The organism is Mesorhizobium sp. M1399 (assembly GCF_040317735.1).
Taxonomy (GTDB): Bacteria; Pseudomonadota; Alphaproteobacteria; order Rhizobiales; family Rhizobiaceae; genus Mesorhizobium.
The window spans coordinates 55,144-77,579 of record NZ_JAMYKZ010000005.1; the positions used below are offsets into that span (position 1 = coordinate 55,144).

A 22,436-nucleotide genomic window follows, 5' to 3' on the forward strand; every position below is an offset into this window, starting at 1 on the left:
TTCTGTTTCCACACGACTGACAATAGTATCTCCCGGATAAATCGACAGAACGACCTCTTACCCTAGGGGCGGGTTTGCCTACTGTCCTCGTCTGTTTGGTAAACTGCGTTTAACTTAGGGTGTACAAGGGCGGTTAAGTCTCCGGGTTAAGGTCCGGCAACAGGCTCCGAACCGCCAATCACCTTGCCGCGCAGTAGTACGGCTTGGTTGTGGGATCGGGGGATCGGCGAACGCATGCACATGGTCGAGATGAGCGAAACTTACCTGGATCGTCTGCCGGCCGAACTGTCGGGGGGGGTCAGAAGCAGCGCGTTTGCATCGCCCGGGCGTTGGCCGCCGATCCGGAACTCATCATCTGCGACGAAATCACGTCCGCGCTCGACCAGATTGTGCAAGAGGAAATCCTCAAGCTCTTAATGCGGCTTCAGCGCGAACTCGGCATGAGCTGCATTTTCATCACCCATGACATTGCCACCGTGCGGGCGATCGCCGACGAAATTGGGGTGCACCAAGGTAAAGTCGTTGAGCGGGCATTAAAGAGCGAAATTCTCACGCCGCCGCACGGCCCCTATACCGAGCGGCTTTTATCCTCCGTGCCGGAAATGGATCCGAACTGGCTCACAAGGCTGCTGGCCAGCCGGAGGATGTGATCGTCGGGCGGAGCGTTGCGTGTCTTCCATATCGCCACGCCTTACAGCCTCGCGGTCGGCCTTCGGAACAATGCCAGAAATTTTGATGGTTCTCGCCCACGAAAAAGCCATCACGGCAGCAGGGACGAACTTGCGCTTTTGCGCATATTGATCTCTATCAGCAGCGATACCCAGCGCGCTCCTGCATCGGCTCGACGGCCGCAACCACCAGCTCAATGACGACTTGGCCGAGGTTGCCGCCGGTGTCCGCGCTTTGCTATAAAATCCCCCTATGTCACGAGAATGAGTATCAATCCGCCGCGCGAGTTGATGTCCTGGCGTCGTTCCGGGCACCCGTGCGCCAAATTCGGTCAGACGCCAGGCGCCGAAACGGGCGGGTCCACAGGCAAAGAGGGCAGGGCACTCGGCAAAGCTGCGCTCTATGGCAAACGGATAGCGGGCATTGCCCTTCAATGCGGGGATAGCGCCCCTTTGCCGTCGTTCGGTTTTCTGAGAGCATGATTGAGTACGTGCGATCCGGAGCCGATATTCCATGCCGACAAGAATCGATGCTAGTGAAGCGCGCCGGTGGTTTGCCGAAGATCTGCGTGTCTCATCACCTGTCTTGCACAACCCTGCGGTCATCGAGGCCTTCGCAAAGGTTCCGCGCGAACACTACCTTGGCAACGGGCCTTGGCGTATCCATTCGAGATTGCAAATCGGGGCGGTCCATACCAGCCCTTCAGCCGCACTTCATGAGATTTACCACGACGTTCTGGTCTTGCTTGACGAAAAACGCGGACTGAACAGCGGCTTGCCGTCGCTTTGGGCATTGGTTTTCGACCATCTGAACATCACTCCCGGCCAGACTGTCCTTCAGGTGGGCGCCGGTGTCGGCTATTTCACCGCCATCCTCGCTGAACTAACGGGTTCTGAAGGACGCGTGATTGCATATGAGATCGACGAAGAACTGGCTCGGCGTGCGCAAAGCAATCTTGCTCATTGTGCCCATGTAGAAGTGATATCAGGTGATGCAACGCAGGCAGTTGATCTGCCAAACCTCGATGTCGTGGTCGCTTTTGCCGGCGTGACGCACGTGCCGGAACGGTGGCTTTCAAATTTGTCCGACGCTGGCCGGATGGCACTGCCGTTCACAGGTGAGGACCGACGAGGTTTCATGATGCTTCTGGAAAGGGTCGGCGATACGTTTCCCGTACGGTCACTTGTGCCATGCGGGTTTTACCCCTGCAGCGGAGCTAGGCGCAGTGACGAAGAAAAGGCCTTGATGGCCGCCCTCAAGGCTGCCCGAGGCAAGGTCACCCGTCTCGCGCAATATCATCCAGGCCGACCAGCAAATGGCCTCGAGAACGCTTGGCTGGTGACCGACACATACTGGATTTCGAAAGCCTAGCGATCGATATCAATCACGCGTGTCGCCGTCGTAGGGTGTGGCACGCATTGAAGGGCGTTCCACGAAGGATCTATACCATCGTGTCAGTCGTGGCCTTCCCTGCAAGAAGTCGGGCAGTCCCCGGAATTCCAGCCAGCTTAGACAAGTGGCGAGCGCGATGTGGCCGACATGGAGCGGTGCGTCGAATTCGACCTCGCGTTCCACGAAGTTATAGGATTCGATGAGCTTCATCGTCATGCCTGCGCCCAAGGCAGGATAACGCAGATGTTCAGGGCGGCGCTCGTTTTCCCAGCGGATGGAAATGCCTGCGTCGCACATGCCGCCGGCGAGCGCCTGGAGGCGCAAGGCGGACCATTTTGCTCGCCCTGTTTCGGGGATGAGCCGAGGACTGCTTTCGAGACTGTCGAGATAGCTGCAGATTACGCTCGAATCGAAGATCGCATAGCCGTCGTCGAGAACGAGAGCGGGCACCTTGCCAAGCGGATTGATCGCAAACACATCATCGTTGCGATTGATGGGGCTCGTCTCGTGATGAATGACGCGCAGACGTCCGGCAAGCCCGGCCTCGTGGGCAAAGACCAGAACCTTGCGCGCGTAGGGGGAGTGGGTCTGGTAGATGAGCTTCATGGACCCGTTCTGCGTTGAGTCTGAAGCGTGGGCATCTCGAGCAGTCCGCGGCCCAGCCGCTCTTTTGTTCAATGGTCCGGGGTTTGGCGCCATCGTCATGCGTCCTTCTCCAGTTCGGCCTCGGTCACGATGATCACCACCCGGCTCGATTCGTCGAGCGCAAGCTCCCGCGATGGGCCGGAAGTCGCGACGGCGGTGGCGAGGCCGGCGAGGCCGGCCGCACCCGACGGGGTTGTGCCTGGACCGTTTGCCTCGCGAAGTCGGCTCTTCGCGTCGGCAAGCGCCGCTTCGGACACGGTTATGACCCGAGCGTTGCCTTGGCGGAGTACGTCGAGCGCCGATGCGGCTGCTTCGCCACAGGCGAGCATGTCTGCCGACGTCTTGAGATCGCCGGATATCCGCACGGACCGTGCTTGCGACAGCCCGGCCGCGACGCAGGCTGCGGCCTCTGGTTCTACTACGACGATCATGGCTGGAGGCATCAACCAGTCCTTCAGCCCAGTCGTCAGGGCGGCGGCAAGTCCGCCGACACCGGCCTGCACGAAGAGGTGGGTTGGCCTCAGATGGCCGATCTCGTTGACCTGGCGACGAATTTCCGCAGCAAGCACGCCATAGCCAGCGACGACATCTGCTACAGCTAGGTCGTCCGGGTCGCTAGAGGTGTCGGCCACCAGAATGCCTTCTCCGGCCCGGGCCGCCGCGGAGGCCCGATCGACGGCATCGTCGTAGGTGCCGTCGACCCACACGATTTCGGCGCCTTGTGATTCGATACGCCTGACCCGCGCCGCAGGAACGCCCGTGTGGAGGTATATTTTTGCCGTCCCACCGGCAAACTTCGCCGCCGCGGCAACGGCAAGTCCGTGATTGCCGGCGCTGGCCGTGATTAACGCCGGCAACGGCGTCCTGGCCCGCTCTGGATCGAGCAATTCGTCGATATCCATCCCGGTAGCCCGGGCCAGAGCACACAGACCAGCATAAGTGCCGCCGAGGGACTTGAAGCTGCCCAGGGCACGGTGTCCCTCGTTCTTGGCAAGCACCTGGGCCACATCCAGGCTCGCAGCGAGGTTTGGCAGGTCGAGCAACGGTGTCGGTGCATAAAATGGCGACAGGCGCTGTAACAGCGCCGCGATCTGATCAGGGTCAAGGCCCGGCTGTGTGTCTATGGCCATGAGGCGAAGTTCTATCCCGGAAACCACGCCGGTTCGCGCCTATTATCGTTCCTCGCCTGCCTGATTTCGTCATACATGCCTGTCCTCATGACGAAAACTGCCGTCCTCGATCGCTTCGACTATGTGCTGCTGTCGCTGGTTCAGCGCGACAACCAGATCCCGGCGCGGCGTCTCGCCGAGCAGGTCGGGCTTTCCCAGAGCGCGGTTCTGCGCCGCCTGCGCCGGCTGCGGAAGGATGGCGTGATCGCAGCAGACATTGCCGTCGTTCGCCCGGGGGCCGTGGGCCTGCCGCTAACCATCCATGTGCTCGTTTCCCTGGAACGGGAGAGCGCTGTCGAGTTGGACGCCTTCATCGGCAAGCTTCGCGGGCGCTCGGAGGTTCGTCAGGCTTGGTATGTCACCGGTGAAACCGATTTCGTGCTCCTCCTGCAATTGCCAGGGATGGAGGCGTACGATGTCTTCACGCGGGAAGTCTTCCACGCCGATTCGAACGTGAAGGCGTTTCGCACCATCGTGACGATGAGAGAAGTGATCGGCGCAGCCGATGCGCAGCCGCTATCCACTGCCTGAGTTTGTGGCCTGTCCCCAGCAAGGTCATTGCCCTTTTGACCCGTAATATCAGTCAAGGGCGCGAACCAGGTTGAAGGTCGATATACGCGTTCCCGTATCTACTCACCCGCCCCACCGCGAATGTCTGCACCTGGCGCAAATTAGTTCCGCCAGTGCGTAGAAAGAGACTCTAGTACGACGGGTACATCGCATGGCAATTTGTGATAGCAACGCTGATCGCGTCTGGTGCCGGTCGGTGGGCGGTTGCGGCTCGTTCCGGCATAGTGATCGTCGCGGCAGCGAGCGGCATGAATTTCGGAAGGCATATGAGAGCCAACATTTCAGGACCTCCCGGCGATGAGGCGCACTCTACGCGGACCAGAATCAAAGAGGTCGCGGCCGAGTTCTATGTCCTGCGCGGCCACGATGGTTTCAGCTTCGGCGATATAGCGACGGCGATCGGCACGACGCGCGCCAACATCCATCATCACTTCGGTAACAAGCGTCAGCTGATGGAGGAATTGATCGCGGACTTCGCTGCCAATGCCGAGGCCCGGATCAAACGCTTCTGGACGACTCCCGACATCCGGTTCTTCGACCGGCTCGATATGCAACTCGAGGATCTGCGCCGCTTCTACGAACGTTTCAACGCTGAGAAGGGAGCTCGCAATATGTGGAGCCCGCTTTCGCGCCTTCGCCACGACCTCCCGGTTCTCGGCGAACCGGCGGAACGTGCCCTGGAGCGCGTCAACCGGGTCTATGATCAGAGCCTGCGTCATGCGGTAGACCAGGCGGTGAAGGACGGAGAGCTTTCCTCCCACACACTCAGCGACGAGCTCGTGCACATGCTGCGCATTACCCTTCTGTCCTGTCCACCAATGACGCAGGACACCGGAAGCTTCGACGAGGTCGCCAGGACCTTCGCAGCGCTCGCCGCGATCATCCGCGCCGCTTGGCAGGATGCGGGGAAGGGCTCGGGTCGAGGCTAGACATCCAGTGGATCAAAGCGAGGGTGAGTTGACAGCCTTTGGCTTTCAAGTTACTTACTTGCAGGTAAGTCAGCCCATGATGGCGACGAGGCGCGTATTAGGGAGGATCACGTGCTGCGCGATGACGCATTCACTCGTTTCGAGGTCAGCCCCTTCACTGGAGCGCTCGGTGCAGAAATTCGTGGGATCGATCTGGCGAGCGCGAGCGAGGATGCCTTCCAGGACGTTCGCCGCGCGCTCTACAAATACCATGCGCTCGCCGTGCGTGATCAGGAGCTTGACGCCGCCGGCGTCCATAAGGTCGCCCGCCGGTTCGGACCATTTAGCGGCAATCCGGTGCACACGCCGATCGACGGCTTTAACGATATCGTGCGCTTCGTGCGCGAGCCGGACGACACGGGCAAAGTGATCGGCGAGGACTGGCACATGGACCTCGCCTGGCTACCGAAGCCACCGGGCATTACGATCCTCTACGGTGAGGAGGTGCCGCCGGTTGGCGGCGACACCTGCTTCTCCAGCCTCGAGAAGGCATATGACTCGCTTTCGCCGCGGCTGGTCGAGATCCTGCAAGGCCTGACGGGCGTCCATAGCGGCCGCGGGGTCTTCGCCATCAACGCGGCCCACAGCCGGCTCGGCGTCAAGGCCGATGTCGAGGCGATCGAGAATGCCGTCGTCGAGCATCCTGTGATCTGTCGCCACCCCGAGACTGGCCGGCGCTATGTCTTCGTCAGCAGCGTGATGACCAATTTCAAGGGGATGACGGAGGAAGAAAGCAAGCCGATGATCGACTTCCTGATGGCGCGGGCTGTCCGGCCCGAGTTCAACTGCAGGCTGCGTTGGGAACCGAAGACGCTCGGTATGTGGAACAATCCCCATGTCCTGCACACCGCCATCAACGATTATCCCGGATATCGCCGGGTGATGTACAGAACAACGGTGGAGGGCACCGTTCCACTTGCCGCCAGGGACGGCTGACGCGCAACCGCTCAGGGAGGAGCAATGGCATTTGGTTCCGAGGCATCCGTCGGCCACAGGGGGGAGGGGACGGCGGAAGCGGCTGGCGAGACCAAGAGGCGGCGCTTCGCGTTTTCGCCTGCCTACCTCTATGCGACGCCCGTGCACCTCCTGGTGCTTGGGATCATCGTGCTCCCCGCCATCTTCGTCCTGTGGCTGAGTTTCGAAGCCTCGTCATTCGGCCAATCGGCAACCTTCGTTGGGTTCGATAACTACATCCGCGTCCTCACCGATCCCTATTTTTGGCGTTCGGTCTGGAACACCGTCCTCGTCGTCGCCGTGGCGGTTCACATCGAACTGCTGCTCGGCCTTGGCCTGGCCCTGCTTTTCGCTTCCGGGCTTCCCCTCCAGCGCGTCATGCTCGTCGTGGTGCTCGCTCCCTACGCCATCAGCGAGGTGACGGCGGTCGCAATGTGGCGCTTCCTGTTCGATCCGGACGTCGGCCCAATCACGCTGATGCTGCGATACACCGGTCTGCCGACGCTCGACTGGACGTTCATCCCTTCTCACGGCCTCGTCCTCGTCGGCCTGCTCACGATCTGGCTGCACCTGCCATTCACATTCATCATCCTCTATGCGGCACGACTCGCGGTTCCGAAGGAGCTCTACGAGGCTGGGCGCACCGACGGGGCCAATGCGTTCCAGCTCTTCCGCAACATCACGCTGCCGCTCCTGGCGCCAGCGATGCTGATTGCGCTGCTCTTCCGCTACATCTTCGCCTTCCGCCTCTTTTCCGAGGTCTGGCTCCTGACCCAGGGCGGCCCGGCACGCACGACCGAGGTCGTTTCCGTTTATCTTTATCAGGAAGGCTTCCGCTACAACTCGTTCGGCACGGCGGCCGCGACGGCGTGGATGATGGTCGTCATCTCGCTGCTGCTTGCGACTGGCTATGTATGGCGGCTGCGCAAGGAATCCGTGGCCAATGCGTTCTAGGCGTCTCGCCATCGGTGCCGGAAAGATGCTCGCTGTTGCGGCAATCGTCGTCTGGTCACTGTTTCCGATCGGCTTCATCGTGCTCTCGTCGTTCAAACCCGGTCGCGAGATTTTCGCGGTTCCACCGGAGCTCTTCTTCGAACCGACCTTGGAGCACTACGCCTCGCTGTGGCAGCGCTGGCCGGCCTTTTTCGACGGGCTCGTCAACAGCCTGATCATCACCACCGGGGCGACGGCGCTTGCCGTCATGGCAAGTATGCTCGCCGGTTTTGCCTACTCACGCTATCGGGGCGTCCGTTTCCTGGAAGGATCGGTGATGTTTCTGATCGGATCGCGGCTGATCCCGCCGATCGTCGTGACGCTGCCACTGTTCCCGGTCGTCAATCGGCTCGGGCTCAACGACACCCATCTGGTGCTGATCCTGCTCTACGCGACGTTCTTTGTCTCGCTCGGCACGCTCTTGATGCGCACGTTCATCGATCAGGTACCGCGCGAACTCGACGAGGCGGCTGTCCTCGATGGCGCGCGGCCGCTGACGATCCTTGTCAAGATCATCTTGCCGCTCGTAGCGCCCGGCATGCTCGCCGTCGCCGTCTTCGTAGTCGTCTTCGCGTGGAACGAGTTTCTGTTCGCCTATATCTTCACCGCCAACCACGCCAAGACCGCGCCTCTGGTCCTTTCGGAGATGATCAGTTCGATCGACGGCGTCGACTGGGGCGTGCTCTTTGCGGCCTCTACCGTCCAATTGCTGCCGGTTCTCGTCTTCGTGGTCCTGATGAACCGGTTTCTCGTCGCCGGATTGACCGCCGGCGCGACCAAGGGGTGACGACGTCACCGAGAAAGGGAGGAAGACAATGCCTTTGCACATGACACGCAGAGCCCTGCTGACGACCGCGATGGCCGCCGGCGCGACGGGCGCCTTGGGTCGGTTGGCCCATGCCCAGGTAAAGACGCTGAACGTGCTTTGCCATCGCGTCCACCAAGCCAACCTGACGACCGGCGCCGCCGGCAATGTCATCAAGCCCTGGGAGGACAAGAACAACGCCCAGATCTCCTGGACTACGCTTGACAGCAATCCGCTCCAGGACCGGTTATTCCGGGAGGCGAGCCTGAGCGAGACCGATTTCAACGTCGGCTATGTCATCGACAACCGCATGACGTCGCAGATCGCCTCGCTGTTCGAGCCGCTCGACGACCTCAAGAAAGCCGAGCCGATCGAGGATTTCGACGATATCGCCGAGGGCCTGCGCCAATCGATGACCGTCGGCGGCAAGCTCGTCGGCATCCCCGTGCGCCATGCCACGCAGGGGCTTTTCTACAACGAGGAGCTGCTTCAGGAGGCCGGCATTTCGGCGCCACCGAACACATTGGAGGAGCTGGTCGAGCAGGCGAAGAAGCTGACCTTCACCTCCAAGTCCGGTACGCCGGCCGTCGGCATGATCCTTGCGAGCGACCTCGCCGTCTTCCCGGTCATGTTCGCCCGCGCGTTCGGCGGTGATTTCATCGACAAGCAGTTCCAGGTGGTCCCCGATCCGGAGGCGATGGAAAAAGGCCTGTCCGTGCTTGCCGACCTCTTCAAGGCCGGCGCGCTCCCCCGCAGCTATGCCACAACGCGCAACGACGACATGGTGACTTGGATGCAGCAGGGGCGCGCTGCCTTCGCGGTGCTGCCTTTCGCCCGCTACGCGCAGCTCAACAGCAAGGAACAGTCGACTGCGCCGGGAAAGATCAAGCCGATCGAGTTTCCCGGCTCCAAGACCCTCGGCACCGGTCAGGAAATGCATCCGGTCGTCGAATCCTGGGCAATGGCCATTCCCGCCAATTCGGCGGACAAGAGGCTCTCCTGGAGCTACATCCGCTTCGTAGCGAGCAAGGCGGCCACACTCGACATGGCGCGCAACGGCAATGGCCCCGTCCGCACTTCGACCTATGCCGAGCCGTCGTTCGCCGGGGCGCTGCCACAGGCGACGGTCGAGGCAGCCGCCCTTGCCAAGGCGCGACCGGCCTTTCCGGCTTTTCCCGAAGCCGCTCGCGCTCAGTCGACGTTTCTCGAGGAGGTTCAGCTCGCCGTCCTCGGTCGCAAGAGCCCGAAGGAAGCGGTCGCCGCCATTGTCGATCGCGTCAAGCCGCTAATGCCAGCTTGATAGTATGGACTGACGTGGCCATGTCGCCTGCTACTTGCCAGGCGACCAACCGGCGAGGATCAGCGCGGTCGTAAAGTCGTCGTCGGGTGAGGCGATGTTCCATGGACCTGAGTTCGATCGCGCGAGCTCAGGACTGCTTAGCAGTGCGCTGGCGGCAGACAGCAGGTTCAGCGCGCCGCCACCGATATCCCACCACGCGGCCTAGGCGCCTGGGCGATCGCGTGATGCAGGCCTTACGGCGAGGCCACGCCTTGGCGCACGAGGATCATCAGCGACTCCAGCCGCGCGACGTCCTCTGGGCGAAAACAGCTTGACGACATCATATTCGGATGCGTTTACTTCGTCCGTAACTAGGATATAAATTCCATTACTATGGAACAGAGCGAAGGGAACCAAGATGAAGCGTTTCTTGCAAATCGTCGCTTCACTCGCCGCGCTTATGCTGCCGGCGACAGGCGCTGCCTGGGCCGAGCCCGCTAGAGGTGGAGTGATTGATGTGGCGACCATTGGGGAGCCGCCGACACTGGATCCGATGGCCTCGACCGCCGATCTGGTTGGCATTGTCACGCAGCACATCTACGAGACGCTCTATACCTTCGACAAGGACTGGGGCATCACGCCGCTGTTGGCCGCCGAAATGCCACAGATTTCACCGGATGGCCGTACCTACACCATCGCGCTCAGAACCGGCGTTAAGTTCCACGACGGCAGCGAGATGAATTCGGCCGACGTGGTCGCTTCGCTGCAGCGTTGGATGAAGATTGCCACGCGCGGCAAGCAGGCAGCCGAAGTCATCGCCACGGTCGACGCCGTTGACGACCACACCGTCAAGCTCACCCTGAAAAAGCCGTTCGCGCCACTTCTGTCGCTGCTCTCACTCAACAATGCGGCCGCAATCATCATCCCGTCGGAAAACGTGGGACAGGAGCCGCTGACCAGCTTCGTCGGTACCGGCCCCTATATGTTGAAGGAACGCAAGCCGGACCAGTACATCCAGCTTGCCCGGTTCGACGGCTACAAGTCGCGCGACGGCGAACCCAACGGCTATGGTGGCGCCAGAAAACAGTATCTCGACGAAATCCGTTTCGTGCCGGTTCCCGATGCGAACACGCGCGTCGAAGGCGCTGTCTCCGGCCAGTTCGCCTATGTTGACTCGCTGCCGGTCGAGTCCTTTGACAAGATCTCGGGTGGCAAGACCCAGCCGGTCATCTTGAAGCCGTTCGGTTGGCCGGTATTCGTCCTCAATACCAAGCAGGGGCTGAATTCCGACATTCGCATCCGCAAGGCGATACAAGCAGCGCTGGCGCCGAACGACATGCTGCTCGCCGCATTCGGATCGAAGGAGTTCTTCGCAGCCGACGGTGACATGTACCCGCAAGGCTTTGCCTGGCACACGGACGCCGGCACCGAGCCCTACAAGCCCGATGGCGACACCGAAGCGGCTGCGGCGCTGCTGAAGGAAGCCGGCTATGACGGCAAGCCTTTGCGCATCCTCACCAGCCGCCAGTACGAGTTCCACTACAAGATGGCGCAGGTCGCGGCCGAGTATCTGAAAGCCGCCGGCTTCCAGGTCCAGCTCGACGTGGTCGAATGGGCGACGCTGACCAAGAACCGCACCGACCCGGCGCTGTGGGACATCTACATTTCCCACAGTCCGTTCCTGCCCGAACCGTCGCTGACCGGCATAATGTCGGATTCCTCTCCGGGCTGGTGGGTTTCGGATCGCAAGCACCAGGTGCTTGAGGCGTTCAACGCCGAAGCCGATCCGGCCAAGCGCGTCGCGCTGTTCGCAGATGTCCAGAAGGCGATCTACGACGAAGTTCCAGCGTTCAAGGTCGGCGACTTCAACGCTTTGGCCGCCCAGGCCCCCAAGCTGAAAGGCGTGACGCCGGCGCCATGGCCCTATTTCTGGAACGCTTATCTGGAAGGCAACTGAGACGGTCCTGCTTTCCGCCTCCACTCAACGACAGGCGACCGGGTGCCGGCCGACAAAGCCGGCGCCCGGCAAACCGTTCGATGGTTGCTCAGGGATGCTATAACGCCAATGCTGCGCTCAATCCTCAATAGACTTCTCGGCATGATCGTCGTCATGGCGCTGGTCGTCACGATCGTGTTCGTCATCGTACGGGTGACGCCCGGCGATCCGGCGGCAGTTATGCTGGGTCCAGACGCCACGGCCGCCGATATAACCGCGCTGCGGTCCAAGCTCGGGCTCGACGGTTCCATCCTCGAACAGTTCGGGCGCTACGTTCTCGATGTCGTCCAAGGCGACTTCGGCCAGTCGATCTTCCTCGGCGAGCCGGTCACGACCGCGCTCGCCCAACGCGCCGAACCGACGTTTTTTCTCACCGTCTTCTCCCTGGTAATCGCAACGCTCATCGCGCTGCCGGTCGGAATCCTGTCGGCCTATAAGCGTGGCTCTATCTTCGACCAGGCGGCAACTACCATTGCCATGTTCGCAGCCAGCGTGCCGAGCTTCTGGCTAGGCCTTGTGTTCATTCAGTTCTTCGCCGTGAAGCTCGGCTGGTTCGACACATCTGGCTATGGCGGGCCGGGAGCTTCGTTTGCCGACCGGCTTGATCATCTGGTGCTGCCGGCGCTGGCGCTCGGTCTCATAAGCTCGGCATTGATCACCCGCTTCACGCGCGCCTCGATGCTCGACGTGCTCAATGACGACTATGTGCGGACCGCCCGGTCCAAAGGCATGAGCGAATGGCGTGTGGTGCTGAAGCATGCCTTCAGAAATGCCTTGATCCCCATCCTCACCGTCATCGGCCTGACCGCGGCACTGCTCATTTCCGGTGCGGTGGTGACCGAGACGGTGTTCGGCCTGCCCGGCGTCGGCAGCTTGGTCGTCTCGGCGGTGTTACGGCGCGACTATCCGGTTATCCAAGGCGCGCTGCTGGTCATTGCCGGGCTGTACGTCCTGGTCAATTTCGCCATCGACATGCTCTATCTGGCTGTCGATCCGAGGGTTCGCTACTGATGGCCGCTATCTCGGTGCCGCTCCAGGCGGAGCCAAATATGCTTTCGCGGCTGATGACGCGGCCGACGGCGGCGGTGGGCATCGCCGTACTGATCGCCATCGTGCTCGCCGCGATCCTCGCGCCGGTCATCGCGCCCTACGCACCGACTAAGCTCTCCATTGCCAGTCGGCTGCATCCGCCGAGCCTCGACCACCTGTTCGGCACCGACGATCTCGGGCGCGATATCTTTACCCGCACGCTCTACGCCGCGCGCACTTCGCTGGCGGTCGGCTTTGCTGTCGTGATCTTCGCCTCGATCATCGGTGTCGTTTTGGGACTGACTTCCGGCTTCTTCAGAAGGCTCGACGCGCCGGTGTCGCGGTTGATCGACGCCATGATGGCTTTTCCCGACATATTGCTCGCAATTGCACTCGTGGCGGCACTTGGCGCCACCGCCGTCAATGTCGTGGTCGCCCTCGGCGTGGTTTATGCGCCGCGGCTCGCACGCGTCGTGCGCGCCTCGACGCTGGTCATTCGCGAACTGCCCTATGTCGAGGCGGCCCGCGCACTCGGCGTGCCGACCCCGATTATCCTGGTGCGGCACGTACTGCGCAACGTCACCTCTCCATTGCTGGTGCAGGCAACCTTCATCTTCGCCAACGCCATCCTGGCCGAGGCCGGTCTGTCCTTCCTCGGCGTTGGCATATCGCCCGACATCCCGACCTGGGGCACAATGATCGCCACCGGCCGTCAATACATGGATCAGGCCGGCTGGATCATGATGTTTCCGGGCGGCGCCATCGTCATCACCGTGCTGTCGCTGCAGCTCGTCGGCGACGGCTTGCGCGATCTTCTCGACCCTCGTCTCGCAAAGGACATCTGATGTTCAGCAATCGCTCTTCCCAAACCGAAAGGCCGCTGTTGATCCGGGGCGCAAAACCAGTCGGCTTCGGCGGCGAGTTTGGCCAGACGATCGACGTGCTGATCGGCAAGGATGGCCGTATCGCCGAAACCGGTTCGACCATTGCCGCCGGCGAGGATGTGACGATGCTTGACGCCAATGGCGCGTTCCTGTCGCCCGGCTGGACCGATCTTCACGTGCATGTCTGGTACGGCGGCACCGACATTTCGCTGCGGCCGCAGCAATGTGGCGCCGCCCGAGGCGTCACCACGATGGTCGATGCCGGCTCAGCCGGCGAAGCCAATTTCCACGGCTTTCGCGAGTTCATCATAGAGCCGGCGCGAGAGAATATATACGCGTTCCTGAACATAGGTTCGATCGGTCTCGTCGCCTGCAACCGTGTCAGCGAGCTGACCGACATGCGCTCGATCGACATCGACCGCACCATTGCAACCGTCGAGGCCAACCGCGACGTCATCGTCGGACTGAAGGTGCGTGCCAGCCACGTCATTACCGGCGGCTGGGACCTGACGCCGGTCCGGCTGGCGAAGAAGCTCGGCCGCATCCTCAAGCTGCCGCTGATGGTGCACGTTGGTGAGCCGCCGCCACTCTATGACGATGTTCTCGGCCTGCTGAGCGAAGGCGACATCGTCACTCATTGCTTCAATGGCAAGGCCGGCGGCTCGATCATCGAGGACGACGATCTTTATCGGCTCGCCGAGGATGCGGCGCAGCGCGGCATTGTGCTTGATGTCGGCCACGGCGGCGCCTCGTTCTCCTTCGATGTCGCCAAGGCGGCGCTCGAGCGCGGTCTGCCGCCGAAGACGATCTCGACCGATCTGCACAACCGCTCGCTCGACGGCGCGGTGTGGGATATGGCAACCACCATGTCGAAGCTGTTGTCGCTCGGCATGGCATTCGACGATGTGGTGACGGCCTCGACGACGGCGCCGCGCCGCGCCATCCGGTTGCCCGCCGACGGACTGCTGGAAAAGGGCAGGCCGGCAGAATTCACTTTGTTCGACCTCGCCGACGCCGAGCTCACCGTGAAGGATTCGCAAGGGGCGACAAGCACGCTGCACCGGCTGTTCGAGCCTCGCCACGCTATCCTCGGTGCCGAGGCGATCATTGCCCACCGCCACCTGCCGCCGGAAGGTTCTGCGGGCAGTGTGCACGTCTGTCCGCATTGCGGGTGGAAATCATGAGCGGCGCGATCGCCAGCGACGTCATCCTGTCGGTTCGGGACTTGCGGACCTGGTTTCAGACCCGCCGTCTTACCGCCAAGGCGGTCGATGGCGTCACCTTCGACCTGAAGCACGGCAAGACGCTGGCCGTGGTCGGAGAATCCGGTTCCGGCAAGTCGGTGACCAGCCTGTCGATCATGGGCCTGCTGTCACGGCCCGGAAGGATCGCCGGCGGCCAGATATTGTTCCGCGACCGGCAGGAGCGTGTCCACGACCTCGCCGGATTTACTCAGAAGGAATTCCGCAAGGTCCGCGGTCGGGAAATCACGATGATTTTCCAGGAGCCGATGACCAGCCTCAACCCGCTCTTCACGGTCGGCGATCAGATCGGCGAAATGATCGCGGTGCACGAGCCGGTGACCCGGGAGCAAGCGCGCAGCCGTGCGCTCGCCATGCTGAAGCATGTCGAGATTCCGGACGCCGTCTCGCGGCTCGACGACTATCCGCACCAGATGTCCGGCGGCATGCGCCAGCGCGTCATGATCGCCATGGCACTCGCCTGCAGTCCGTCGCTGCTGATCGCCGACGAGCCGACTACGGCCCTCGACGTCACCATCCAGGCGCAGATCCTTGATCTCTTGCGTCGCCTGCAGGTCGAGATGGGCATGTCGATCCTTTTCATCACCCACAATCTTGGTGTCGTCGCCGAGATCGCCCATGATGTCGTCGTCATGTATGGCGGCCGTGTCGTCGAGCAGGCACCGGTCAACGACCTGTTTGCGCACCAGCGCCATCCCTACACGAGGGGGCTGCTGGCCTGTACGCCCAATGCCGCGCGCGACATCGGTGACGACGGCAAGCGCCGGGCGCTCTATTCCATTCCCGGCAGCGTGCCGCCGATCACCGCATTGCCGCCGGGTTGCGCCTTCGAGCCGCGCTGTGACTTCGCCATTGCGCCCTGTCGCGCGGCACCGCCGCCATTAATGCCGGCAGGGCCGCATGGCGCTTCCCGTTGCATCAGGAGTGCAGAGCTGTGAGCGCCGGGGTGATACCAAGTCGTGCGGCGACTGCGCCATTGCTCAGCGTGCAGGGTCTGACAAAGCACTTTCCCGCCCGCAATGGCCGGATCGTTCATGCTGTCGAGGATGTCAGCTTCGATGTCGGACGCGGCTCGACGGTCGGGCTGGTCGGCGAGTCCGGCTCTGGCAAGACCACCGCCGGGCGCGCCATCCTCAGGCTGGTGGAGCCGACCAGAGGCAAAGCGCTGTTCGACGGCGTCGATCTGTTTTCGCTGTCCACACGTGAAATGCGCGGCTATCGGCAAAAGCTGCAGATCGTGTTCCAGGATCCATTCTCCAGCCTCAACCCGCGCATGCGCATCGCCGCCATCATCGGCGAGGCACTCGACGCGCGCGGCTTTCCGCGAGGCAAGCGACGTGCCGACAGGGTCGCCGAACTGCTGACCCTGGTCGGCCTGTCGCCTGATCACGCCACGCGCTACCCGCACGAATTCTCCGGCGGCCAGCGCCAGCGCATCGGCATTGCGCGCGCGCTCGCCGTCGAGCCGGAATTCGTCGTCGCCGACGAGCCGGTCTCGGCGCTTGACGTGTCGGTGCAGGCGCAGGTGCTCAACTTGCTCGGTGAGTTGCAAAAGCGGCTCGGCCTGACGCTGCTGTTCATCGCGCATGACCTCTCGGTGGTCGAATACCTTTGCGACGAAGTGGTGGTGATGTATCTCGGCCGCGTCATGGAGCGTGGTCCGAGCCGTCTTCTCTACGCCGCGCCGCGGCACCCATACACCAGGGCATTGCTGGCGACAGCACCCGTGCCCGACCCGACCCGCCGACGCACTCACGTCGCCTTGCGTGGTGACATTCCAAGCCCGATTGACCCGCCTTCCGGCTGCGTCTTCCGCACCCGCTGTCCGGACGCAATTGCTGCCTGCGCCGGGATCATTCCGCCCGTCGACGACATCGGCGGCGGGCATCACGTGGCCTGCATCCGGCACAACGAAAAAACGATCTGATTGGAGTTTGTGTATGACTTTTTCCGAGCTCATGAAGCGACCGGAAAGCACGCCCTACGACCGGCTTTTGGCGCTTGGAATAACGCTGCCCGAGGCGCCGCCGCCGATCGCCAATTTTGTCACACACGTGCAGGAGGGCAAGCTGCTGTTCCTATCCGGCCAGGGGCCGAGTGAGGCCGACGGCCGGGTCTATACAGGCAAGGTCGGTGCCGACGTGACGGTCGATCAGGCCTATGCCCATGCGCGGCTGACCGGTGTCAACCTCATTGCCGTCATGCAGGCAGCGCTCGGCGATCTGTGCCGCGTGCGACGTGTGGTAAAGCTGTTCGGCATGGTAAACGCCACGCCGGATTTCGCCGACCACCCCGCAGTGATCAACGGCTGCTCGGACCTGCTCATCGACGTTTTCGGCGAGCGCGGCACCCATGCCCGCTCTGCGGTCGGTCACGGATCACTGCCGGGAGGGATCAGCGTCGAAATTGAAGCCGTCATCGCCGTTGATTAGTCGCATCGAATAGTCGGAGCACAAGACCATGCCTGTCGAAGATTTCCGCAGCCAGTTGGGCCTCAGGCCCGTCATCAACGTCTCAGGCACGATGACCTCGCTCGGCGCCTCCATTGTCGTTCCCACGGCTGTCGAGGCTGTGTCCGGCATTCTCACCGAGTTTGTCGAAATGGCCGATCTGCATCGCAAGGCCAGCGCCGTGATCGCCGAATTGACGGGCGCGGAGGCCGGTTTCATCACCGCCTCCTGTTCCGCGGCAATCAGCCTGGCCGTGGCGGCCAGCATGACGGGCCCGGACCTTGCCGCGATCGAACGGCTGCCGGATACCGCTGGACTGAAAGACGAGATCGTCATCCAGTCCGGCCACATGGTCAGCTACGGCGCACCGATCGAACAGGCGATCCGTCTCGCCGGCGCCAAGGTCGTGCCGGTCGGTCAGGCGACCAGCGCCTCGGCGTATCAGCTCTCAGGCGCTATCACCGAGCGCACTGCTGCAGCAATCTACGTCGTGTCGCACCATGTCGTCGAGTATGGGCAAATCCCGCTGAAGATGTTCGTCGAAACCGCCCATGCACGCGGGGTCCCGGTCATCGTCGACGCAGCGTCCGAATACGATCTGGCGGGCTTTCTCGCCAGCGGAGCCGATCTGGTGCTGTATTCGGGTCACAAATTCCTGGGCGGCCCGACATCCGGTATCGTCGCAGGCACGAAGGCGCGGGTGCGCGACGTCTACTTGCAAAACCGGGGCATCGGGCGCGGCATGAAGGTCGGCAAGGAAGGCATCGTCGGTGCGCTCGCTGCTCTCCAGGCCTGGAAAACGCGTGACCATGAGGGTATTCGCGCTCGCGAACGCCGAGCGCTCGACTGCTGGGCGCAAGCACTCGAGGGGCGGCCTGGCGTCACCGCCGCTATCGTACCCGACCCGACCAGCAATCCGCTCGATCGCTTGAAGGTGTGGGTGAATGCCGCCGAATCGCGCATTACAGCCTGGGATCTGGCCGACCGGCTGGCAGCTGGCAATCCGCCGGTGGTCGTCCGCGATCATGAAGTCGAGCACGGCTATTTCTTCCTCGATCCATGCAATTTGCATCCCGACGAAGAATTCATTGTGGCGGCACGGCTTGCCGAGGAGCTTGATGGCGCGCGCAAGTCGAATGCGATCATCGCCACACCATGGAACGAGCGTCTCATGGCCCGCGAGGCTGCGATCCTCAACTGGCCGGATTGAGGCTGGCTGTGGTAAATGCCCCGGCTGCCTTACAGTGCCCGCAAAACCGAGAATGCCATGCCCACGATAGCGCCCGACCTGCACCTGAACCCCGCCGAAGACCCGCGGGAACCCCGCCGCTCGCGCACCAGCGGTATCGACCGTGCGCTGCAGATACTCGACTATCTGCAAAAGCAGGGGCGGCCAGCAACTGCATATGAGATAGCGCACGACATCGGCGCCCCCCTGTCGACGATCTACGTCATCGTCGACGATCTGGTCGAAAAGGAACTGCTGGACCGCAAGGACGGCGGCCTGCTCTGGCTGGGTCCGCGGCTCTATCAGTACGGCCTGACCTACGCTCGCACATTGGACCTGCTCAACGTGGCAACGCAGGAGATGCACGAACTGGCTCAGAGTTCGAAAGAGACGATCCAGCTATGCGGCCGTGACGGTGACCATATGGTCGTGCTTGCGATGGAAGAGGGCAAAGATCATTTCCAGGTTACATCTCGCGTCGGGACCCGGACGCCGCTGAACTGGACCGCGTCGGGTCGGCTGCTCGTCGGCCATTTGCCGGAAGCCGAACGCCGCGCCATTTTCGCCCGATCCGCGATCGCATCTCCGACCGGACGCGCCGAGACGGACGAGGATGTGCTCGCTCGGGCGGCCGCCACAGCACTGGAGCAGGGCCTGTCGATCCAGGCTGGTGAATCTGACTTTTCAGTTGCCTGCATTGCGGCTCCCATCCGCGACAACCAAGGAGCCTGCCGTGCCACGATCTCGATCGTCGTCCCGGATGTGAAGCTGAAGCAAAAGAACCCGGATTTGATTACGATGGTCAAGATCAGTGCGCGCCGCATCGAGTCGCGGCTCGGTTGGCGAACCGACCGGCCATAACGGCGCGAGTTGGCAAAATCACGGATGGTGCGTTTCTGCACATCCCGCTCACCGAACCAGAAATGATCCCATTGGGCTCAGCAGCCCGTCCAGACGAAAATTTGACGCATTGAACCGACGGGCGCCGAGTCTCCAGCCGTTCCAATCAAGCCTGCGCTCGCATCTTCAAGCTGGCCGATCTGGTGGTTTTCGGTGCCTGACAGGCTTGAGCAGTGAAACGAGAATGTGCTCTCTGGCCTGTTGATCAGACGCTCCCGTCGTCAGGCAACCGAGTACAGCGTCATCGCTGCATCAAAGCCGCGCTGACCTCTCGGGTCGAGGGCTGCCCTGATCCCCAGGGATCCGGGGCCCCGTGCGGTGTGGCCGCGCGCGCCGAGCCTCGCGTCGCCGAAGAGGCCCGAGGCGATGTCGAAGCCCAGAGTGTACATGCCGGGCGGCTCTGCAGTGCGGGCAGCCTTAAAGGCATCCGTCGAGGTCTTCTCCGCGATCTTCGCGCCGACGGTCGCGAGGCCGAGTTGCGCATTCCGGGCGACAATGAAGCACGCTGAATCCTCGCAGCCAACGCGCTCGTCAGCATCAAGGCCATCCATGAAAAGCTGCTTTCCCGGGCACCATAGCGTGTCTGCTCCGGGCATCGCGACGCCAATATCAAACCCGGTCTTGGCGGGGCCGTCTGGCTCTAGTTCTCGCATCCCGCTCAACAACGCGTCGCGGCTGACCATCATTTTTCCCTTGTCTGCATAAACGCTTTTCATGGATCGGGCGTCAGCCCTTGCGGGAAACGCCGGGCCGGCGTCTGCTTCGCGGCGAAATCAACCGGCAGGCACGCTGTTTTAGGATCGTTGATCGCCGCGGCGGCGGCTTGCGCGATGATGTCTATATCGACTTGGAAACCACGGAATGCCTCCTGAACCGTCTGCAGGGTTGTCGGTGCCGTGAAGGTGAACTTGCCTGGATTGAGCGTAATGAAGTCCATCAGGTTCATCTGGTCTAGCCGGCTGCTGCGCTCCTTCGCGCACTCAACCAGAACATCCTGGGCTTGCCGGACCTGCGCTGCGTTCGGCGGGATCGGTCCATCTGCGATGGAGATTGGAGCTAGGGTGACGAAATAAGGAACGGCATTGGCGTTCGGATCGGTCTGGAATGCGTTCAGCCATTGCTGGAGAAGCCCATACATCTGGCTGGGATCCGTTACGTCCCCCATGATCAGATTGATCGGGCCGCCTTCGTGGTAGACGGTCGTGCGCACGTCTTCATGGAAATGCCTCTGCATGCTCTCCATTTTCATCTTGGCGTCGGCAGAAAACAGCCCGTAGGACCCCGACAACTCCATCGAAACGGCTTGGGCCTCCTCGGAACTGGCTGTATCCATCTGCAGGACGGCCAGGAACATCCCGCCGCGTCCTACCCCGTTCACGAACATGTTCCCGTAGCGTGATTGGAAGAGCTCGGGATTGCTCGATATCGCCGCCGCCGAGCCGCTCAGCTTTGGTTCGTCGATGCCGTGAAAGGGCAGCGTTACTTTGGCGGAGATGAGCAGGAACAGGGAACTGCTCTGGATCTTGGAACTTTGGGCGAAGTCAAACCTTCCGGACGCGGAGAAGCACCCGCACCCGCCGCTCGCTTCGACATTGATGCTCAGCGACTTTTCGAGTTCGGCGGTGGTGTGAATACGGCGTATGTCGAATGAAGATATGGACCCCAATGCATCGTCGACGCCGGAAAATGCGCCATCGACGACATGACCCATCGGACTACCCGTCGCAAGATCGACACCTTTTCCATAGTCGTAGCCGGGAGAGTAAGGTACGGTTACTTGAGTAAGCATTTCAATCTCCTGATGGGCCTATTGGCATTACTCTTAAATAAACCAGTTCAGCAGAGTATAATCTGCATGATTCTATCTGGCCGCCAGAGTGCAGCTAGTTGGCGGCGTCCTCCCCACATCCCTAGCAGGAAGGCTCAAGCGTCGTCGGGAGGCGCTACCCCAAGCCATCTGTCGAGTTCCCGTTTCGGAACCAAAATTACAGGGCCGGGCGCTCCGCCCCGGGAACAGCTCCCAGACGTCTTTGATGTCCATGACCTTCTCTGCAAGGTCTTCAAAGAACGGTCCGACCGGAACCGATCCATGCATGTCAAGAAGCTCGATCGGAACCGGATCGCTCACCGAGCTTGAGTTCGGAGCAGTTCCTGGCGCGGAGAGGCCACCCTCGCCGGAGGCACCAGACATCCAAGGCGGAGCAGGCGCGATCCTGCTTCGAGTGCGGATCGCGCATGCTAGAGCTAGTCTGATACGGATTGGACGAGGATGGTGATGTCGTAACTGGCATCCGCGCCCTGCACGTTTTTCACGCTTTGGAAATCCATGATCGCGGACAGGTCGATCATCCCTATCTCGTCATCGCCTGAAAGGTCGGTCTCGATAATATTAAGGTAGAATTCACCGGCTGGAACGATCTGTTCGATGTCGAGATTGTAGTCGTTTCCCGGAGTGAAGGATCCAATCGGGAAGCGAACAGGACCCATCACTCCAACAAGGTCGTCAGAACCTGTATAATCGTTCGTCGAATGACATTTGATGCGGCTTATGTTCAGAGAGTAGGGACGCATGGTCATTGCTCCATCAACTTGTTGCGAGACGGAATGCTCACCTGCCCGAGCTTACGAATGGCTTACGGGGTGGTCACGGCCCGCTGCTTTCTGCTCGCTGAGGTGTTGTCGGCGACCGTGGACATCACCCGATGCCTGTCGCGCGGTCAGTCAATCCGGTAAATGACGTAGTAGGCCGAACCCTCAATCGCTGAGCGGGCGATCTTGGCGATTGGACCCATGCCTTGTTCTTCCTTGTCCATGGTGACGGAGCCGAGTGGATCGTTGCCATTAAGAGGGCCGTCTTCATCCCAAAGAGAGAGATTCTGGCTATACTCGAACGGCAGCACGAGGCCAGGTTCGAACGACTGGTCCGCATTGACTTCCCTGGTGGCTCCGGGAGAGGGCCAGACAGCGTCATCGACATTGCCTTCAGTCCCGGTGGTGATGAACAGGTTGTCCGGATCGGCCCGTATGGCGTCGATCGCTCCAAGAACGCTTGGCAGTGACTTGATCCCTTGCAGCAGGCTGCCGGCGAAGTCGTTCTGGATGAATTGCGGCGTCAGGCCCATGATGGCGTCGACTAGCGCCTGGTTGGCCGCGAAGTCGGTTCCGGTGGCGGGCTGGACACAATAGATGGTTTGAACGGTTGCGGTCGGCATGGTTTCCTCCATGAGTTGGAACGATGCCGAC

At 61.7% G+C, this 22,436-nt stretch carries 23 protein-coding genes and 1 pseudogene; 18 read left to right on the plus strand and 6 right to left on the minus strand.

All coding sequences use genetic code 11. The features are described from left to right. Positions 1 to 209: 209 nt before the first annotated feature. The 3 genes and pseudogenes from NKH05_RS33105 to NKH05_RS09630 form a co-directional block, all read left to right on the plus strand. A pseudogene (locus NKH05_RS33105) lies at positions 210 to 326 on the plus strand (hypothetical protein); the annotation flags it as partial. 3 nt (positions 327 to 329) lie between these two features. Next, a complete protein-coding gene (locus tag NKH05_RS09625) occupies positions 330 to 650 on the plus strand; it encodes an ABC transporter ATP-binding protein (protein ID WP_023718503.1) in 321 nt (106 codons plus the stop codon). 532 nt (positions 651 to 1,182) lie between these two features. Continuing rightward, positions 1,183 to 2,040, plus strand: a complete 858-nt coding sequence (locus tag NKH05_RS09630) for a protein-L-isoaspartate O-methyltransferase family protein (protein WP_352588817.1) — start codon at positions 1,183 to 1,185, stop codon at positions 2,038 to 2,040. Between the two features lie 9 nt (positions 2,041 to 2,049). Here NKH05_RS09630 and NKH05_RS09635 read toward each other — a convergent pair whose 3' ends face one another. Together NKH05_RS09635 and NKH05_RS09640 are read right to left on the minus strand one after the other, a co-directional pair. Beyond that, on the minus strand, positions 2,050 to 2,667 hold the full coding sequence (locus tag NKH05_RS09635; RefSeq protein WP_352483668.1) for a glutathione S-transferase family protein: 618 nt from the start codon (positions 2,665 to 2,667) through the stop codon (positions 2,050 to 2,052). Positions 2,668 to 2,762: 95 nt separating this feature from the next. Beyond that, complete coding sequence (locus NKH05_RS09640; protein ID WP_353025332.1) at positions 2,763 to 3,836, minus strand: pyridoxal-phosphate dependent enzyme; 1,074 nt, start codon at positions 3,834 to 3,836, stop codon at positions 2,763 to 2,765. Between the two features lie 87 nt (positions 3,837 to 3,923). Here NKH05_RS09640 and NKH05_RS09645 point away from each other — a divergent pair, with 87 nt between their 5' ends. The 15 genes from NKH05_RS09645 (at position 3,924) to NKH05_RS09715 (ending at position 19,154) form a co-directional block, all read left to right on the plus strand. After that, positions 3,924 to 4,406: an Lrp/AsnC family transcriptional regulator gene (locus NKH05_RS09645; protein ID WP_023718499.1), complete on the plus strand. Its 483-nt coding sequence runs from the start codon at positions 3,924 to 3,926 to the stop codon at positions 4,404 to 4,406. A gap of 305 nt (positions 4,407 to 4,711) precedes the next feature. Beyond that, on the plus strand, positions 4,712 to 5,374 hold the full coding sequence (locus tag NKH05_RS09650; protein WP_352790918.1) for a TetR/AcrR family transcriptional regulator: 663 nt from the start codon (positions 4,712 to 4,714) through the stop codon (positions 5,372 to 5,374). 111 nt (positions 5,375 to 5,485) lie between these two features. Beyond that, positions 5,486 to 6,349 (plus strand): TauD/TfdA dioxygenase family protein, encoded by an 864-nt coding sequence (locus NKH05_RS09655; RefSeq protein WP_023718497.1) that lies wholly within the window; start codon positions 5,486 to 5,488, stop codon positions 6,347 to 6,349. A 24-nt stretch (positions 6,350 to 6,373) separates the two neighbouring features. Next, entirely contained in the window at positions 6,374 to 7,321 is a 948-nt protein-coding gene (locus NKH05_RS09660; RefSeq protein WP_352937467.1) for a carbohydrate ABC transporter permease, read from the plus strand. After that, positions 7,311 to 8,147: a carbohydrate ABC transporter permease gene (locus tag NKH05_RS09665; RefSeq protein ID WP_023718495.1), complete on the plus strand. Its 837-nt coding sequence runs from the start codon at positions 7,311 to 7,313 to the stop codon at positions 8,145 to 8,147. The genes NKH05_RS09660 and NKH05_RS09665 overlap by 11 nt, the downstream gene beginning before the upstream one ends. Before the next feature lie 28 nt (positions 8,148 to 8,175). Next, complete coding sequence (locus NKH05_RS09670; protein ID WP_352937471.1) at positions 8,176 to 9,465, plus strand: ABC transporter substrate-binding protein; 1,290 nt, start codon at positions 8,176 to 8,178, stop codon at positions 9,463 to 9,465. Between the two features lie 397 nt (positions 9,466 to 9,862). After that, positions 9,863 to 11,401, plus strand: a complete 1,539-nt coding sequence (locus tag NKH05_RS09675; RefSeq protein ID WP_352937473.1) for an ABC transporter substrate-binding protein — start codon at positions 9,863 to 9,865, stop codon at positions 11,399 to 11,401. A gap of 108 nt (positions 11,402 to 11,509) precedes the next feature. Beyond that, the gene (locus NKH05_RS09680; protein WP_352910055.1) at positions 11,510 to 12,451 is read left to right on the plus strand and encodes an ABC transporter permease; all 942 of its coding nucleotides are present in this window, start codon (positions 11,510 to 11,512) and stop codon (positions 12,449 to 12,451) included. Beyond that, positions 12,451 to 13,314: an ABC transporter permease gene (locus tag NKH05_RS09685; protein ID WP_023718490.1), complete on the plus strand. Its 864-nt coding sequence runs from the start codon at positions 12,451 to 12,453 to the stop codon at positions 13,312 to 13,314. The genes NKH05_RS09680 and NKH05_RS09685 overlap by 1 nt, the downstream gene beginning before the upstream one ends. Next, the gene (locus NKH05_RS09690) at positions 13,314 to 14,537 is read left to right on the plus strand and encodes an amidohydrolase/deacetylase family metallohydrolase (protein WP_352639604.1); all 1,224 of its coding nucleotides are present in this window, start codon (positions 13,314 to 13,316) and stop codon (positions 14,535 to 14,537) included. The genes NKH05_RS09685 and NKH05_RS09690 overlap by 1 nt, the downstream gene beginning before the upstream one ends. After that, positions 14,534 to 15,553: an ABC transporter ATP-binding protein gene (locus NKH05_RS09695; RefSeq protein ID WP_352639603.1), complete on the plus strand. Its 1,020-nt coding sequence runs from the start codon at positions 14,534 to 14,536 to the stop codon at positions 15,551 to 15,553. Before NKH05_RS09690 ends, NKH05_RS09695 begins: the two co-directional genes overlap by 4 nt. Then, complete coding sequence (locus NKH05_RS09700) at positions 15,550 to 16,542, plus strand: ABC transporter ATP-binding protein (RefSeq protein WP_352639602.1); 993 nt, start codon at positions 15,550 to 15,552, stop codon at positions 16,540 to 16,542. The genes NKH05_RS09695 and NKH05_RS09700 overlap by 4 nt, the downstream gene beginning before the upstream one ends. 13 nt (positions 16,543 to 16,555) lie before the next feature. Continuing rightward, positions 16,556 to 17,047, plus strand: coding sequence for a RidA family protein (locus NKH05_RS09705; RefSeq protein ID WP_352639600.1), 492 nt, complete (start codon positions 16,556 to 16,558; stop codon positions 17,045 to 17,047). Between the two features lie 28 nt (positions 17,048 to 17,075). Beyond that, the gene (locus tag NKH05_RS09710; RefSeq protein WP_352937478.1) at positions 17,076 to 18,275 is read left to right on the plus strand and encodes an aminotransferase class V-fold PLP-dependent enzyme; all 1,200 of its coding nucleotides are present in this window, start codon (positions 17,076 to 17,078) and stop codon (positions 18,273 to 18,275) included. Positions 18,276 to 18,332: 57 nt separating this feature from the next. Next, positions 18,333 to 19,154 (plus strand): IclR family transcriptional regulator, encoded by an 822-nt coding sequence (locus tag NKH05_RS09715; protein ID WP_023718484.1) that lies wholly within the window; start codon positions 18,333 to 18,335, stop codon positions 19,152 to 19,154. 260 nt (positions 19,155 to 19,414) lie between these two features. On the opposite strand, the gene NKH05_RS09720 is transcribed toward NKH05_RS09715, so the two are convergent. The 4 genes from NKH05_RS09720 to NKH05_RS09735 form a co-directional block, all read right to left on the minus strand. Further along, positions 19,415 to 19,909, minus strand: coding sequence for a hypothetical protein (locus NKH05_RS09720; protein WP_352937480.1), 495 nt, complete (start codon positions 19,907 to 19,909; stop codon positions 19,415 to 19,417). Continuing rightward, positions 19,906 to 20,982 carry a hypothetical protein gene (locus NKH05_RS09725; RefSeq protein ID WP_353025335.1) on the minus strand — a complete coding sequence of 359 codons (1,077 nt, stop codon included), beginning with the start codon at positions 20,980 to 20,982 and terminating at the stop codon, positions 19,906 to 19,908. The genes NKH05_RS09720 and NKH05_RS09725 overlap by 4 nt, the downstream gene beginning before the upstream one ends. Before the next feature lie 455 nt (positions 20,983 to 21,437). Then, positions 21,438 to 21,770 (minus strand): hypothetical protein, encoded by a 333-nt coding sequence (locus NKH05_RS09730; RefSeq protein WP_352639595.1) that lies wholly within the window; start codon positions 21,768 to 21,770, stop codon positions 21,438 to 21,440. Between the two features lie 140 nt (positions 21,771 to 21,910). Then, entirely contained in the window at positions 21,911 to 22,417 is a 507-nt protein-coding gene (locus NKH05_RS09735; RefSeq protein ID WP_023718480.1) for a hypothetical protein, read from the minus strand. Positions 22,418 to 22,436: the final 19 nt, after the last annotated feature.